This is a genomic window from Burkholderia sp. Tr-20355, assembly GCF_017104685.1.
Lineage (GTDB): Bacteria > Pseudomonadota > Gammaproteobacteria > Burkholderiales > Burkholderiaceae > Burkholderia > Burkholderia seminalis.
In genome coordinates, this window is record NZ_JAAGPK010000176.1 from 1 (window position 1) to 15,411 (window position 15,411).

Sequence of the window (15,411 nt, forward strand, 5' to 3'; positions counted from 1 at the left end):
CACATAGCCGATCCAGACGCCCGAACCGGTCGCGCGCTCGATCCGCCACATCAGCAGCACGAACCCGAGAAACCCCAGCGTATAGAGCGCGTATGCGCGGATCAGTCGATGCGTCAGCATGGGTCAGAACGCGCTGAACGCCGCGAACAGCGCGGCACCCGTCAGCGACGCCTCGCGCAGCCCGCGCAGTTCGACGGCCAGATGCCACATCGAGCCGAGCAGCTTGCCGTACGACAGCGTCGACGTCGGCGAACTGCGCGGCAGCCGCATCACGATCACGGCGGCGAGCACGACGAGTGCCGCGACCGACGCGGCGAACACCGCGCGCCAGCCGAAATACTCGGCGACGAAACCGGCGGCCGTGCGCGCGAGCAGGATGCCGAGCAGCAGGCCGCTCATCACGGTGCCGACTGCATGCCCGCGTTCGGCGGGCGGCGCGATTTCGGCGGCGAACGGCACGGCCTGCTGCGCGATGGTCGCGAGGACGCCGATCGCGAGGCTCGCGGCGGCGAGTACGGCCAGCGACGGCGCGGTGGCCGCCACGATCAGCGCGACCGACAGGCCGGCGATCTGCATCAGGATCAGCCCGCGGCGGTCGAACCGGTCGCCGAGCGGCGCGAGCAGGAACATGCCGGCGGCATAACCGAGCTGCGTCGCGGTCGGCACCGCGCCGATCCATGACGCGCCGTCGGGAAAAGTCGAGCGGAAGCTGTCGAGCAGCGGCTGGTTGTAGTAGATGTTCGCGACCGATACGCCCGCGATCGTCGCGAGCAGCAACAGCAGGCTGCGCGAGTAGTGGGGCGAGGCGGTGTCGGTCGGACGGTCGGTGGAGGCGGTGGACATGGCTGCGCGGACGGAGTTGGACGGCGTGGCGAGCGTCGGGTGCACAGGCGGGCCGAGCGCCGGTCGAGGCTGCCGATCATACCGGAGCGACGCGAATCCTGCCGGGCAGGCGGCGAACCGGCCGCCGCCCGCCGCCGTGCGTGCCGCAAGCCGTCAGTCGACCAGTTCGCCCGTCGGTTCGTAGAACGGATACGGGCCGGCGCCTTCGTCGACGTACACGTGATGCGACGTCATCCCCGTATCGGGCGCATAACGATGGACCGCGAACGCCGGCGGTTCGAGCCGGAACGCGGACGGCGCGTCGGCCCGCAGGTCGAACGCCACCTGATGCGCGGGCGACGGCACCGCCGCCGCGAGCGTGCCGCCGAAGCGCGTGAACATCGTGCGGTGCACGTGGCCGCACAGCACCCGCTCGACGTTCGGATGACCGCGCAGCAGCGCGTCGAGTTTCGCGGCAGCGGCCGGCGCGAGGCGCAGCTTGTCCATATGGCCGATGCCCGCCACGAACGGCGGGTGATGCAGCGCGACGATCACCGGCCGGTCGCGTGCGGCGTCGAGCTGCGCGGCGAGCCACGCGAGCCGTGCGTCGCACAGATCGCCGTGACTCGCGCCGGGCACCTGCGAATCGAGCGCGAGCACGCGCACCGCGCCGACGTCGAGCGCGTACTGCACGAATGCGCCGTCCTGCAATTCGGCGCGCGCGGCAAACGCACGGCGCAGCCCGGCGCGGTCGTCGTGGTTGCCGATCATCAGGTAGTACGGAATCTCGAGCGCCGCGAGCAGCCCGCGCAGGTTGCCGTACTCTTCGTCGTGGCCGAAGTCGGTCAGGTCGCCGGTAACGAGCACGGCGTCGGGACGCGGCTCGAGCGCGTTCAGCTTCGCGATGCAGCGCGCAAGCGCGGCCGCCGTGTCGACACGCCGGTACGCGAGCTGGCCCGGACGCTTGATGTGGAGATCGCTGATTTGAGCAAGCAGCATCGTCGTTCCTCGGAATCGTCTGTTTGTTGTCGCGGCGCTGTCGTGCGCCGCGGTGGGGGCTGCAGGAATGATGCCCGAACGACGGGTCACGCGCCGAGCGCGATCAGGCCTTCCGGTGCGATCGTGAGGCCGACCGCCGTGCCGCGTGCGAGCGCGATGCGGCCCGGCACGTCGATCACGAGCGCATCGGGTGCCGCGTGTTCGATCGTGAGCCGCGTGCGCTCGCCGAGGAACGCGCACGCGCCGACCGCGCCGCGCAGCGGCGCATGCGCGGGATCGGCGAGCTGCGCGTCCTCCGGGCGGAAGAACCATTCGTCGGCGGCGTGCGGCGTCGCGATCGCGCCGCCCGTCGTCACCAGCGCGCCGTCGCGCCATTGCCCGGCGAGCCGGTTCAGCGTGCCGATGAACTGTGCGACGGTGCGGTTCGCCGGGTGGTAGTAAATGTCGCGCGGCGTGCCGATCTGCTCGATGCGGCCCGCGCCCATCACGACGATCCGGTCGCCGAGTTCCATCGCCTCGGCCTGGTCGTGCGTCACGTAGACGGTCGTCACGCCGAGCTCGCGCAGCAGCGTGTTCATCTCGCGGCGCAGCACGTCGCGCAGTTTCGCGTCGAGCGCGGTCAGCGGTTCGTCGAGCAGCAGCACGCGCGGCCGCACCGCGAGCGCGCGGGCCAGCGCGACGCGCTGGCGCTGGCCGCCCGACAGCTGGTCGACCGGCTTGTCCGCATGCGCGTCGAGCCGCATCATCGCGAGCAGTTCGTCGACGCGTTCACGCAGCGCGCGCGGCTCGGTCTTGCGGATCTTCAGCCCGTAGCCGACGTTGCCGCGCACCGTCAGGTTCGGAAACAGCGCATAGTTCTGGAACACCATGCCGACCTGCCGGCGCTCGATCGGCAGCGCGGTGACGTCGTCGTTGCCGAACGCGATCGTGCCGCCGGCGTCCGGCGTGTCGAGGCCCGCGATCAGGCGTAGCGTGGTCGTCTTGCCGCAGCCTGACGGCCCGAGCAGCACGAGTGTCTCGCCCGCGCCGATCGACAGGTCGAGCGGTTCGAGTACGCGCGTGCCGCGGAACGTCTTCGCGCAATGGGTCAGCGTGATGGGAGTGGAATCGAGTTTCATATCTGCGAAAAATTCAGCGCGGGCGCTGCTTGAGCGCACGTGTGCCGGACGGATCGACGCCGAGCCACTGCATCGCGACGAGGAGCGGCAGCGTCATCAGCAGGAACAGGATCGTGTACGCGCTGCCGACTTCGAGGCGCAGCGACGCATAGGTATCGGCGAGCCCGACCGGCAGTGTCTTGGTGTCGGGCGTGTGCAGCATCCACGTGAGGTTGAATTCGCCGATCGACAGCGTGAGCACCGCGAGCGCGCCCGCGACGATGCCGGGGCGCAGGTTCGGCAGCACGATCGTGACGAAGCGCGTGACGAACGACGCGCCGAGGCTCGCCGCGCCTTCCTCGAGCGTGCGCAGGTCGGCGCCGGCCGCGACGGCGGCCACCGCGCGCACCATGAACGGCAGCGTGAACACGACGTGGCCGACGACGATGAACCACAGGCTCATCCGGAACGCGGTGAAGCCGCCGTACACGACCAGCAGCGCGAGTGCCGACGCGAGCCCGGGCAGCGCGACCGGCAGCACGAGCGCCTCCTCGATCGCGCGTGCGACGCGGCTCTTGCTGCGCGCGAGCGCATAGCCGGCCGGCACGCCGGCGACGAGCACGATCGCGAGCGTCGCGAACGCGACTTCGAGCGACAGCGCGACCGAGCCGTGATACTGCTGCCACACCTGTTCGAGCCAGCGCAGCGTGAGGCCGCTCGACAGGCCGCGGAAATAGTTGACGGTCAGGCCCGCGAGCACGGACATCCCGACGGGCACGATCAGGAACGCGCACAGCAGCAGCGTGACGCCCCATTGCAGCGCGGCGATCGCGCGCGCGCCCGTGACGTGCGGCGCGCGCCGCGCGACGCCGTTCGCCTGCGCGGGAGCGGGCGCCGGTGACGGCGCGGAGGAGCTGGAAAGCGATTGCATGCGGGAATCCTCAGGCCGCGGCGGCGGCGGTGTGGCCGGTGAAACGGCGCGCGAGCGCGAGCACGGTCCAGGTGACGATGCCGAGCACGATCGACAGGCCGGCCGCCGTCGCGATGTTCGCGTTCAGCGTGAATTCGGTATAGATCGTCATCGGCAGCACGTTCAGGTCGGTGGCGAGCGTGAAGGCGGTGCCGAAGGCGCCCATCGCGGTCGCGAAGCAGATCGCGCCGGCCGCGATCAGCCCGGGCGCGAGCGCGGGCAGCACGATGTCGACGAAGATGCGCCACGGCGACGCGCCGAGCGAACGCGCGGCTTCCTCGAGCGACGCATCGAGCTTCGACGCGGCCGCGATCACGGTGACGATCACGCGCGGAATCGAGAAGTACAGGTAGCCGACGAACAGGCCCGCGACCGAGTACGCGAATACCCATTTGTCGCCGGTGAGCTTTGCCGACAGCATGCCGATCAGCCCCTGGCGGCCGGCGAGCATGATCACCATGAAGCCGACGACGACGCCCGGGAACGCGAGCGGAAACGTGAGCAGCGCGAGCAGCACGCGCTTGCCGGCGAACTCGCGGCGCGCGAGCAGGAGGCCCGAGATCGTCGACAGCGCGAGCGTCGCGAGCGTGACGCCCGCGGACAGCGCGACCGTCTCGCCGAGGCTCTTCATGTAACGTGCATTGCCGAGCAGCGCCGCGTAGTGCGACAGGAACGCGCCGTCGGCGGATACCTGCACGAGCGCCGCCATCGGCAGCAGCCAGAACGCGGCGAACACCGCCAGCGCCGGCGCGACGAGCGCGACGCGCCAGCGCAGCGGAAAAGTCAGGTCGAGCATCGATTGTGTCCTGCCGCTTACTGCATCACCTGCAGGTACTGCTGGCCGAACGCCTGCTGGCCGGCCGCCATCTTGCCGAAGTCGACCGATTTCGCGCGTGCGTACTCGCTCGCCGGCAGGAACTTCGCGGCGACGTCGGCGCCGAGCGCCTGCGCGCGTACCGGGCGCAGGTAGGCGTTGGCCCACAGCTTCTGGCCTTCGTCCGACAGCACGAAGTCGAGCACTTTCCTGCCGTTCGCGTCGTGCGGCGCACCCTTCACGAGGCTCATCACGTACGGCACGGCGATCGTGCCTTCCTTCGGAATCACGAACTCGACGTTCGCGCTGTCCTTGTACTTCGCACGATACGCATCGAAGTCGTAGTCGAGCAGGATCGGAATCTCGCCGGACAGCACGCGTGCATACGCAGTCTGTTTCGGCACGATCGGCGCGTTCGCCTTCAGCTTGCGGAACCAGTCGAGGGCCGGCTTGAAGTTGTCGAGGCTGCCGCCCAACGCCTGGTTGACGGCGACCGCGCCGGCATAACCGACGAAGGCGCTCGACGGATCGAGATAACCGACCATGCCCTTGTATTCGGGTTTCAGCAGATCGGCCCACGAACGCGGCACCGGCTTGCCGTCGAGCGCGTCCTTGTTCACGAAGAAGCCGAGCGTGCCCGAGTGGATCGCGAACCAGTAGCCTTGCGGATCCTTCAGGTTCGCGGGAATGTCGTTCCAGTGCGCGGGCTTGTACGGCGCGATCACGCCCTTGTCCTTCGCCTGGAAGGCCGACGACACGCCGAGGTAGACGACGTCGGCGACCGGGCTCTTCTGTTCGGCGATCAGCTGCGCGATCGACTGGCCCGAATTCTTGTTGTCGAACGGCACGCGGATGCCGGTCTTCTGCTTGATCGCCGCGATCTGCGCGGCCCAGTCGGCCCATTCCGGCGGGCAGTTGTAGCAGATCGCCGTTTCGTCGGCGTGGGCGGCGGGCGCGCCGGCGACGAGCGCGGCAAGGGCAAGCGGCGCGGCAAGCGCGCGCAGCAGCGAGGTCAGGCGAAAGGACACGGTGGGTCTCCGGGCGAGTGGGTGGTGCGCTGGGGTGGTGGGGTTGTCGGGGGCGGCCTGCGTTCAGGCCTGGCGCCGTTGCAGATCGATGGACGGCGGTGCGACCGTCGCGCCGTCGCGCACCGCATGCGGCAGGATCAGCGACGTGCGCTCGAGCGTCGTGCCGCCGATGCATTCGACGAGACGCCGCCACGCGTGACGGCCGATGTCGCGGTTCGGCGTCGCCACGCTCGCGAGCGGCGGCGCGAGCAGTTCGCCGATCGCGATCCCGTCGAAGCCGAGTACCGACAGGTCGTCGGGAATCGAGAAGCCGGCGCGGCGCAGGCCGCGCATCACGACCATCGCGAGCAGGTCGTTGCTGCAGAAGAGGGCGGTCGGGCGTGTGGCGTGCGCGGTGAGATGCGCGAGCACGGCTTCGGGCAGCTCGGGTGCGTTGAAGTCGACCTCGACCGGCGGCAGCGTGGCCATGCCACTTTCCTGGAGGGCCTGCGCATAGCCGAGATGACGCTGGCGCGCGCGATCCGACGCGGCGAGCGAACCGGCCAGCATCAGCACGCGGCGGTGGCCGCGCGCGATCAGCAGCCGCACGCCGTCGTAGGCGGCACGGCGGTTGTCGACCGACACCGACGGGCGGCGTTGCGTGTCGTTGTGCATCAGCACGTAGTGCGGGCCGTCGCGGTCGAGCATGTCGAGCAGCGGGTGCGTGTCCGCGTCGGCGACGGTGAGGATCAGCCCTTCGACGCGCTGCTCGCGCAGCGTCTCGATCGCATGGCGTTCGCGCGCGGCGTCGTACTCGGTCGTCATCACGATCAGCTTGAAGCCGGCCGCGGTCGCGAGCGCGTCGATGCCTTGCAGGCAGTCGGCGAACACGGGGTTCGACAGCGTCGGCACGACGACGCCGACGAGTCGCGTGCGTTCGCCGCGCAGTTGCCGGCCGAGCGGGCTCGGGCGGAACTGCAGCGTATCGATCGCGGTGCGGATCGTCTGCAGCGTGGCGGGGCTGACGGTATGCGGGGCGTTGATCGCGCGCGAGACGGTGGCGATCGAGAAGCCCGCGAGGGCAGCGACGTCCTTGATGGTCGAGGTCATGAAATAACGCGATGTAAACGTTTTCGGCGAGGGAATTATCGAAAACGTTTGTGACTTCGCGATGACGCACGCGACGCTTGTTTCGCAAAAAAGCACGATACAAACGTCAGACGGTTGGGGCCGTCGGACGACGCGGGCTCGATTGTAGCGGGGAGGGCGCGGCGCGCGACGAAACCGGCGGCCCTGTCGTAGCGACGGCGAGCGGGCGGGAGTGCATCCGCGCGACGGCGGCCGGTGTCGCGATGCGGTGCGGCAGAATAAGGGAACGCATGCGCAAGCAATGGTAGAATCGCGTCCGCCCTCTTGCCGGGGTGATGAAATTGGTAAACATAGCGGACTTAAACGATTGAGTGCCCGGCCGGAAACGGTCGGTGCAGAACCCTTCAAATTCGGCGAAACCCCTGATGCGCGCATCGAGGCAACGCCGAGCCAAGCCTCGCGGCATCCGCGAGGAAGGTGTAGAGACTAGACGGGGGGCGCCTAAGGCGCACGGGCAGCGGTCACGCCCGCGCGCGACGGTGAAGGCATAGTCCAGCGCACGAACGGCTTCGCTTACGCGACGCCGGCTTTGAAAGAAGCAGTGTGACGAAAATCCGCCGCCTTAACTGGCTTGCCGGTTCGAGTCCGGTCCCCGGCACCACGATCGCTTCGATGCGTTTCGATGAAGGTCTGAAAAAACCCGCGAGAATTGAAGCGCTCGCGGGTTTTTTGTTTGTGCGGCGTGGCCATTCGTCGGAGGCTGCGGTGTCGGGGACGGATGTTGCCGCTGGTGAAGCGTTGGCAGATCCCCGGCCATCCGAGACCTGCCCGTTCGCATGGCTCGTTTCCGATGATGCGAGCGCGATATCCCGGCACAGGTCGGCCGCGGTGCATCACCTACTCATTCGACGCGCAATATCAGCTTGCCGGTCGTTTGACCGCTTTCGAGTGCCCGATGCGCGTCGGCGATCGCGTCGAATCCATAGCTGCCGCCGATCAGCGGTTTCAGCTTGCCGGTTGCCAGCAAGCCGAACAGTTCAACGAGGGCCCTGTGCACGACGTCGTTGGTGAGGAACGCATGAAGCGCGAAGCCGGACAGCGAACGGCAGCCGAAGATCAGTATATTCATCAGGGTTTCGTCGACCGTGAGCAACTGGCCGCTGGCCGCGCCATAGCTGACGAAGCGGCCGTATGTCGCGAGGCCGGATGCAAGCGTGCGGGCCACCGTTCCGCCAATCGAATCGAACACGACGTCGGGTCCGGTGCCGCCGAGCGCCGTGCGCAACCCGTCGGCCCAGTCGCCGTCGCGATAGCTGATGGCTTGATCTGCGCCGAGCGCGCGTACTACCCGCAACTTGTCCGTTGAACCCGCGAGGCCCACGATCGAGCGTGCTCCGTCGAGTCTCGCCAGCTGGATCAGCAGTGAACCGACGCCGCCGGCTGCGGCGGTGATCGCGACCGTGCGTGCGGCCACGGGCGTCTCGCGCAGCAGCACGCGGGCCACCAGCCCCTGCAGCATCACGGCGACCGCGTCGTCGTCGGAGACTTCGTCGGGAATCGCGGTAATCAGCGCGGCGCCGAGCGTCACGTATTCGGCGTAGCCCCCGGTCGCGCGCATCGCGCCGAACAGCGGCGCCGCGACGCGCGCGCCGATCTGGATATTCCGGACATCCGCGCCCACGGCAGCGACGGTGCCGACGACTTCCGAGCCCGGCACTGCCGGCAGCGTCAGCGCCGGACCCGGATAGGTGCCGGCGCGTTGCAGCGTTTCCGCGAAGTTCAGTCCGACACGCGTGACCCGCACGAGAACCTCGTCGGCGGCAGGCGTCGGACGCTCGATCACGACCGGACGGAGGACGGAAGGATCGCCGACACGGTCGATCTGGATGGCATGCATGCTGCTCATGAAAAAATCTCGCTTGCAAAGGGGGGCTCGCCCCCGGGGATGAATGAAGCGCGGGCTGGCTCCGGCCGCGCAGTGGAGGCGTGTTGCCCGATGCCCGGCGGATCAGTCCGGTTGAGCGCGATCGAACGCGACACGACCGGCTCCGTTCAGGACGAGTGCGAGCAGACCGCCTGCCATCGACAGGTTCATCATGAAGAACGTCTGCTGAGTCTGGTCGCCGCCGCCGTGGAAGATCGCCGCGGCGATGATCGAGAAGATCGCGAGTCCGAGCGCCGCGAGCCGTGTCATGAAGCCCGTGATCAGCGCCAGGCCGCCGGCGACCTCGACGACGATCACGAGCGGAAGCAGCGCGCCCGATACGCCCATGTGCTCCATGTATAGCCGGGTGCCCGCATAGTTGAAGACCTTGCTGATCCCCGCGCCGAGATAGACGCCGGCGATGAGAAGCCGTACGAGCACGGAGAGCAGGATGTTGACGACGGGCGTTTGCACGGCCGTCCGGTAGAGTGTGCGATTGATCGAATTAATCATATGGAATCCGTAATTATTGGGTGGATGGATCGCTGATCCTGGCGGGTGATCTTTGTGCTGTCGAGCGGCTTTCCGCTTATGCGTCGAGCGCCGGATAGTCGGTATAGCCGGCCTCGCCGCCGCCGTAAGCGGTGGACATGTCGGCCTGCGCGAGCGGGCGATCGTGTCGAATGCGCGTCACCAGATCGGGGTTCGCGATGAACGGGTAACCGAACGACACGAGATCGGCACTGCCCTCGTCCAGTGCCTGTTGCGCACGCGCTTTCGTGTAGCCGCCGTTAGCGACGTAGAGTCCACCGAAGGCACGGCGCAATGCGCGATAGTCGAACGGCGGCGCCTGATCGGCCGCCACCTGGGGAATGCCTTCGACGACATGCAGGTAGGCCGCGAGACCGGTGAGCCGGTCGGCGAACCGGTCAAACAGCGCCTGCGGGTGGCTGTCCGCGATGCCGCCGAAATACGGCGTGACCGGAGAAATGCGGACGCCCACGCGACCGGGGCCCACGACATGCCCGACCGCGCGCACGACGTCGAGCGGCAGCCGGATACGCTTGTCGATCGTGCCGCCGTACGGGTCCGTGCGCCGGTTCGTGCCGTCGCGCAGGAACTGGTCGAGCAGATAGCCGTTTCCCGCGTGAATTTCGACACCATCGAAGCCTGCCTGCAACGCGGCATGTGCCGCTTGCGCGTATTGCTCGACGATGCGGGGAATTTCGTGCGTGTCGAGCGCGCGTGGCACGGGATGCGGTTGCGGGCCGCTCGGCGTGAATGCCTGGCCGTCCGGTCGAATGGCCGACGGCGCGACGGGTAGTGCGCCGTCGGGCTGCAGATCCGGGTGGCCGATGCGCCCGACGTGCGCGAGCTGGACAAAGATGCGGCCGCCTTCGCGATGCACGGCATCGGTCACCCGCTTCCAGCCGGCGATCTGCGCATCGCTGTAAATCCCCGGCGTGGACGGATAACCCTTGCCCTGCGAGGAGATCTGCGTGCCTTCCGTAACGATCAGGCCGGCGGACGCGCGCTGGGCGTAGTAGACGGCATTGATCGCGCCGGGCGCATCGCCAGCGCCGGCGCGGCTGCGCGTCATCGGTGCCATCACGATGCGGTTCCCGAGCGTGACCGGGCCTAGCTCGAGTGGGTCGAACAACGTGGGGCCGGCCGTTTCCGAACGGCGGGAAAGGGAACTGTCGAGCGTCATGATTCGATTTTCCTGTGGTGTTCACGGGGGCGCCGAGGCGCGATCCGGGATGTCCGGCATACGCGCTTCGAACGCTGCTGAGCAGGAATTTAGGAGAAGGCTGTAATCTAAACAATCGTCTAAAATGGATCGTTAAAATCCATTTTCTTGATGGATCATGGAGCGAAGCCCCAATCTGGATCAATTGCGCGCGTTCATCGCGGTTGTCGAAGCCGGCAGTTTTTCCGGCGCGGCCCGGCGGCTCGAGCGCGCCCAATCCGTCGTCAGTTACGCGATCGCCAATCTCGAGTCGTTGCTCGGCGTGCCGCTGTTCGAACGTGGCAAGCGGCGGCCGACGTTGACGGCGGCTGGTGAAATCGTCCTGGCCGACGCCCGGCGGCTCGACATGCTGGCAGGCCAGTTGCTGGCCAAAACCGCCGGGTTGCGCGGAGGCGTGGAAGCAGAACTGTCGCTGGCGGTGGACGTGATGTTTCCACTGGCGAGACTCGTCGATGGGTTGGGCGCGTTCGCCGACGAATTTCCGACGGTCGCGCTCAACCTCACCATCGAAGCGCTCGGTGGGGTGATGAAGCTGGTGGTCGACGGCGGATGCGCCCTCGGCATCAGCGGGCCTGCGCAAAACTGGCCTGATGCCATCGATGCAACGTCCATGGGCTCGATCGAGCTGGTCACGGTCGCTGCGCCCACGCATCCGCTCGCGCAGCGCCGCGGGCGTGTTGCTCTGTCCGAGGCGCGCGAATATACGCAACTCGTGTTGACGGACCGCAGCAAACTGACCGAAGGGCAGTCGTTCGGCGTTTATGCGACCCGCACATGGAAGACTGCGGACCTCGGCGCCAAGCATCGCTTGTTGCTCGAGGGGCTCGGCTGGGGCTCGATGCCGATGCATTTGGTCGACGATGACTTGCGACAAGGCCGGCTGGCCGTCGTGCGGTTGTCGGATCGCGAGGTGTTTCGATACGGCCTGTCGTTGATCAGGCGGGCCGATCGTGCGTGCGGACCCGCGACGCAGTGGCTGATCGACCATCTGACGCGTCCCGGCGAACCGGACGCCTGAAGCGCGACGCCGTGCACCGGCACAACGCGGGCACCGGGACACGCGAAGCCTTCATTGGCGTTGCCGCTGCGCTGCGGCAAAAACGGCGTCATGTGATACTGGCGACGCCCGTCGTACCGGACGCGTGGGTCGCCATCGGCACACGCGTCCCGCCGACCGCCTCCAACATCGTTTGCGTCACGCAAAAACATCGTCATGACCGACTCGACCCATCACTATTACGAACCCTCGCAAGGCCACGGCCTGCCGCACGATCCGTTGAACGCGATCGTGGGCCCGCGCCCGATCGGCTGGATCTCTTCTCGCGGCAGCGACGGCACACTCAACCTCGCGCCATACAGCTTCTTCAACGCGTTCAACTATCGCCCGCCGATCATCGGCTTTTCGAGTACCGGCGCCAAGGACAGCCTGCGCAACGTGCAGGAGACGGGCGAGTTCGTGTGGAACCTCGCGACGCGCGAGCTCGCCGAGCGGATGAACCAGACCTGCGCCGCCGTGCCGTACGACGTGAACGAGTTCGAACTCGGCGGCTTGACCGCGGTGCCGTCGCGCCTCGTCAACGTGCCGCGCGTCGCGGAAAGCGGCGTCAACTTCGAATGCAAGGTGACCGACGTGATTCGGCTGCGCGACCATCACGGTGTCGAAACGCCGGCAACGCTCGTGCTGGGCGAAGTCATCGCCGTCCATATCCGCCACGACCTGCTGAAGGACGGCATCTTCGACACGTTTGGCGCCGGCATCATTCTTCGTGCGGGCGGTCCGTCGGCCTACGTGCACGTAAAGCCCGACAGTCGCTTCGACATTTTCCGTCCCGCCGCGTGATCGATCGCGCCGGCGCAAGCCGGCGACCGGGCGCCGAAGCGCCCGAACCTGAAAGGACCCCGCGCAGCGCAACGATGTCGCGGGGTCTTTTGCTTCGTACCCTCGCATGAGAGGGACGGGCCGATTCGTCCGCCCCCGATGCCCGATGCCCGATGCCCGATCGCGGCCGGCTCGGCGGTCTTGCACTGCAGCAACCACATCCTTGGCCGGTTCCGCCCGCCCCACGCGCGCCGTGGACCTCTGCCATGGCAAATCTGCTCACGACGAACGAGCGGCTTGGACATCGACGCCCGGCGCCGCAAGGCATAGATTTCCAAGGTTGACGCGCTTATCCGCGCGCCAACCCGCGCGCAGGCCGGCAACCGGCCGCGCGTTCCCAACAGCGTGAGACACAATCGAGCGTGGAGACGACACGATGAGCCTGTCAGAGCCATTGCGTCTGCATGTGCCGGAGCCCACCGGGCGTCCGGGCTGCAAGACGGATTTTTCCTATCTGCATCTATCGCCGGCCGGCGCGGTCCGCCGCCCGCCGATCGACGTGGCCGCGGCGGACACCGCCAATCTCGCCCGCAGCCTCGTGCGCGTGCTCGACGACAGCGGCCAGGCCGTCGGCCCGTGGGCGCCGGAGCTCGACGACGCGCGACTGATCGCCGGGCTGCGCGCGATGCTCAAGACCCGCATTTTCGACGCGCGCATGATGATCGCGCAGCGCCAGAAGAAAATCTCCTTCTACATGTTGAGCCTCGGCGAGGAGGCGATCGGCACCGCGCACGCGATGGCGCTGCGCGACGGCGACATGTGCTTCCCGACCTACCGGCAGCAGAGCATCCTGATCGCGCGCGACGTGCCGCTCGAACGGATGATCTGCCAGCTGATGTCGAACGAAGGCGACCCGCTGAAAGGCCGCCAGCTTCCGGTGATGTATTCCGACCGCGAAGCGGGCTTCTTCTCCATTTCCGGCAACCTCGCGACGCAGTTCATCCAGGCGGTCGGCTGGGCGATGGCGTCGGCGATCAAGGGCGACACGAAGATCGCGTCCGCGTGGATCGGCGACGGCGCGACGGCCGAAGCCGACTTCCATACCGCGCTCACGTTCGCGCACGTGTACCGCGCGCCGGTCGTGTTGAACGTCGTCAACAACCAGTGGGCGATCTCGACGTTCCAGGCGATCGCGGGCGGCGAAGGCACGACCTTCGCGGGGCGCGGCGTCGGCTGCGGGATCGCATCGCTGCGCGTCGACGGCAACGACTTCCTCGCGATCTACGCGGCGTCGAGCTGGGCCGCCGAACGCGCGCGCCGCAATCTCGGCCCGACGCTGATCGAGTGGGTGACCTACCGCGCGGGCGCGCATTCGACGTCGGACGATCCGACCAAGTACCGGCCGAGCGACGACTGGTCCCATTTCCCGCTCGGCGACCCGATCGAGCGTTTCAAGCGTCACCTGATCGCGAAGGGCATCTGGTCGGACAGCGCACACGAGGCGCTGACGGCCGAACTCGAGGCCGAGGTGATTGCCGCGCAGAAGGAAGCGGAGCAATACGGGACGCTGGCCGACGACCGGATTCCGTCGCCGGCCTCGATGTTCGACGACGTGTACAAGGAGCTGCCCGCGCACCTGCGCCGTCAGCGCCAGGAACTGGGAGCATGATCATGGCGCAACATGAGACAGACACGGCGACGCAGCCGATGACGATGATCCAGGCGCTGCGCTCCGCGATGGACGTGATGCTCGGCCGCGACAGCGACGTGGTCGTGTTCGGGCAGGACGTCGGTTATTTCGGCGGGGTGTTCCGCTGTACCGAAGGACTGCAGAACAAATACGGCAAGTCGCGCGTGTTCGATGCGCCGATCTCCGAAGGCGGGATCGTCGGCGCGGCGGTCGGAATGGGCGCGTACGGGCTGCGCCCGGTGTGCGAGATCCAGTTCGCCGACTATTTCTACCCGGCGTCGGACCAGATCGTGTCGGAAGGCGCGCGGCTGCGCTATCGCTCGGCCGGCCAGTTCACCGCGCCGATGACGATCCGGATGCCGTGCGGCGGCGGCATCTACGGCGGCCAGACGCACAGCCAGAGCCCGGAGGCGATGTTCACGCAGGTGTGCGGGCTGCGCACGGTGATGCCGTCGAATCCGTACGACGCGAAAGGGCTGCTGATCGCGTCGATCGAAAACGACGATCCGGTGATCTTCCTCGAGCCGAAGCGGTTGTACAACGGGCCGTTCGACGGCCATCACGAACGGCCGGTCACGTCGTGGCTCAAGCATCCGGCGAGCGCGGTGCCCGAGGGTTATTACACGGTGCCGCTCGACACGGCCGCCATCGCGCGGCCCGGCAGCGACGTGACGGTGCTGACGTACGGCACGACCGTGCATGTATCGCTCGCCGCCGCCGAGGAGACGGGCATCGACGCGGAGGTGATCGACCTGCGCACGCTGTGGCCGCTCGATCTCGACACGATCGTCGCGTCGGTCCGCAAGACCGGGCGCTGCGTCGTGGTGCACGAGGCGACGCGCACCTGCGGCTTCGGCGCGGAACTCGTTTCGCTGGTTCAGGAACACTGCTTCTACCACCTCGAAGCGCCGGTCGAGCGCACGACGGGCTGGGATACGCCGTATCCGCATGCGCAGGAATGGGCGTACTTTCCGGGGCCGGCCCGGGTCGGTGAAGCGTTGCGACGCGTGATGGAGGCGTGAAATGGGGATTCATGTCATCAAGATGCCGGATATCGGCGAAGGGATCGCCGAGGTCGAGCTGGTGGCCTGGCATGTGGCAGTCGGGCAGACGATCAAGGAAGACCAGCCGCTCGCCGATGTGATGACCGACAAGGCGGCGGTCGAGATTCCGTCGCCGGTGACGGGCAAGGTGATCGAACTGGGCGGCCGGATCGGCGAGATGATGGCGGTCGGCAGCGAGCTGATTCGACTCGAAGTCGAAGGCGACGGCAACCTGAAGGCCGGCGCACCGGTGCGGGAAACAAAGGTAGCAACCGCACCGGTCGCGGCGGCGCCGGCGAAGCCGGCGGTCGACGTGCCGGCCGAGCCGCCTGCACGGCCGACGGCGAGCGACGCTCCGGCGCGGCCGCGTCGTGACGCACCGGCGGC

General features: G+C 67.8%; 15 protein-coding genes and 1 pseudogene. 5 read left to right on the top strand and 11 right to left on the bottom strand.

Annotated elements, in window-relative coordinates; translation table 11 throughout:
- Nucleotides 1–126 precede the first annotated feature (126 nt).
- The 11 genes and pseudogenes from G3N62_RS29520 to G3N62_RS29570 all read right to left on the bottom strand — a co-directional run.
- Nucleotides 127–843: pseudogene (locus G3N62_RS29520) on the bottom strand (MFS transporter); the annotation flags it as partial.
- Nucleotides 844–996: 153 nt separating this feature from the next.
- Nucleotides 997–1,821: a phosphodiesterase gene (locus tag G3N62_RS29525; protein ID WP_059560610.1), complete on the bottom strand. Its 825-nt coding sequence runs from the start codon at nucleotides 1,819–1,821 to the stop codon at nucleotides 997–999.
- Nucleotides 1,822–1,907: 86 nt separating this feature from the next.
- Nucleotides 1,908–2,939 (bottom strand): ABC transporter ATP-binding protein, encoded by a 1,032-nt coding sequence (locus tag G3N62_RS36460; protein ID WP_124670432.1) that lies wholly within the window; start codon nucleotides 2,937–2,939, stop codon nucleotides 1,908–1,910.
- A 13-nt stretch (nucleotides 2,940–2,952) separates the two neighbouring features.
- Nucleotides 2,953–3,849: an ABC transporter permease subunit gene (locus G3N62_RS29535; RefSeq protein WP_124670431.1), complete on the bottom strand. Its 897-nt coding sequence runs from the start codon at nucleotides 3,847–3,849 to the stop codon at nucleotides 2,953–2,955.
- 10 nt (nucleotides 3,850–3,859) lie between these two features.
- Nucleotides 3,860–4,684, bottom strand: a complete 825-nt coding sequence (locus G3N62_RS29540) for an ABC transporter permease (RefSeq protein WP_124670430.1) — start codon at nucleotides 4,682–4,684, stop codon at nucleotides 3,860–3,862.
- Nucleotides 4,685–4,701: 17 nt separating this feature from the next.
- Nucleotides 4,702–5,730 carry an ABC transporter substrate-binding protein gene (locus G3N62_RS29545; RefSeq protein WP_059560605.1) on the bottom strand — a complete coding sequence of 343 codons (1,029 nt, stop codon included), beginning with the start codon at nucleotides 5,728–5,730 and terminating at the stop codon, nucleotides 4,702–4,704.
- A 63-nt stretch (nucleotides 5,731–5,793) separates the two neighbouring features.
- Nucleotides 5,794–6,819: a substrate-binding domain-containing protein gene (locus tag G3N62_RS29550; protein ID WP_049033538.1), complete on the bottom strand. Its 1,026-nt coding sequence runs from the start codon at nucleotides 6,817–6,819 to the stop codon at nucleotides 5,794–5,796.
- A gap of 552 nt (nucleotides 6,820–7,371) precedes the next feature.
- Complete coding sequence (locus tag G3N62_RS36140; protein WP_241013244.1) at nucleotides 7,372–7,548, bottom strand: hypothetical protein; 177 nt, start codon at nucleotides 7,546–7,548, stop codon at nucleotides 7,372–7,374.
- A gap of 151 nt (nucleotides 7,549–7,699) precedes the next feature.
- Nucleotides 7,700–8,704: a zinc-binding dehydrogenase gene (locus tag G3N62_RS29560; protein WP_124670429.1), complete on the bottom strand. Its 1,005-nt coding sequence runs from the start codon at nucleotides 8,702–8,704 to the stop codon at nucleotides 7,700–7,702.
- Between the two features lie 102 nt (nucleotides 8,705–8,806).
- Entirely contained in the window at nucleotides 8,807–9,235 is a 429-nt protein-coding gene (locus G3N62_RS29565; protein WP_049033532.1) for a DoxX family protein, read from the bottom strand.
- Between the two features lie 76 nt (nucleotides 9,236–9,311).
- Nucleotides 9,312–10,433 (bottom strand): alkene reductase, encoded by a 1,122-nt coding sequence (locus G3N62_RS29570; RefSeq protein WP_124670428.1) that lies wholly within the window; start codon nucleotides 10,431–10,433, stop codon nucleotides 9,312–9,314.
- Between the two features lie 157 nt (nucleotides 10,434–10,590).
- Between G3N62_RS29570 and G3N62_RS29575 the strand changes: the two genes are divergently transcribed.
- The 5 genes from G3N62_RS29575 to G3N62_RS29595 form a co-directional block, all read left to right on the top strand.
- Nucleotides 10,591–11,490, top strand: a complete 900-nt coding sequence (locus G3N62_RS29575; RefSeq protein ID WP_059560597.1) for a LysR family transcriptional regulator — start codon at nucleotides 10,591–10,593, stop codon at nucleotides 11,488–11,490.
- 195 nt (nucleotides 11,491–11,685) lie between these two features.
- Nucleotides 11,686–12,312 carry a flavin reductase family protein gene (locus tag G3N62_RS29580; protein WP_124670427.1) on the top strand — a complete coding sequence of 209 codons (627 nt, stop codon included), beginning with the start codon at nucleotides 11,686–11,688 and terminating at the stop codon, nucleotides 12,310–12,312.
- A gap of 415 nt (nucleotides 12,313–12,727) precedes the next feature.
- On the top strand, nucleotides 12,728–13,960 hold the full coding sequence (locus G3N62_RS29585; protein ID WP_034186600.1) for a 3-methyl-2-oxobutanoate dehydrogenase (2-methylpropanoyl-transferring) subunit alpha: 1,233 nt from the start codon (nucleotides 12,728–12,730) through the stop codon (nucleotides 13,958–13,960).
- Between the two features lie 2 nt (nucleotides 13,961–13,962).
- On the top strand, nucleotides 13,963–15,003 hold the full coding sequence (locus G3N62_RS29590) for an alpha-ketoacid dehydrogenase subunit beta (protein WP_034186601.1): 1,041 nt from the start codon (nucleotides 13,963–13,965) through the stop codon (nucleotides 15,001–15,003).
- Between the two features lies 1 nt (nucleotide 15,004).
- The coding region (locus G3N62_RS29595) for a biotin/lipoyl-containing protein (RefSeq protein WP_346778208.1) at nucleotides 15,005–15,411 on the top strand (407 nt) is incomplete at its 3' end.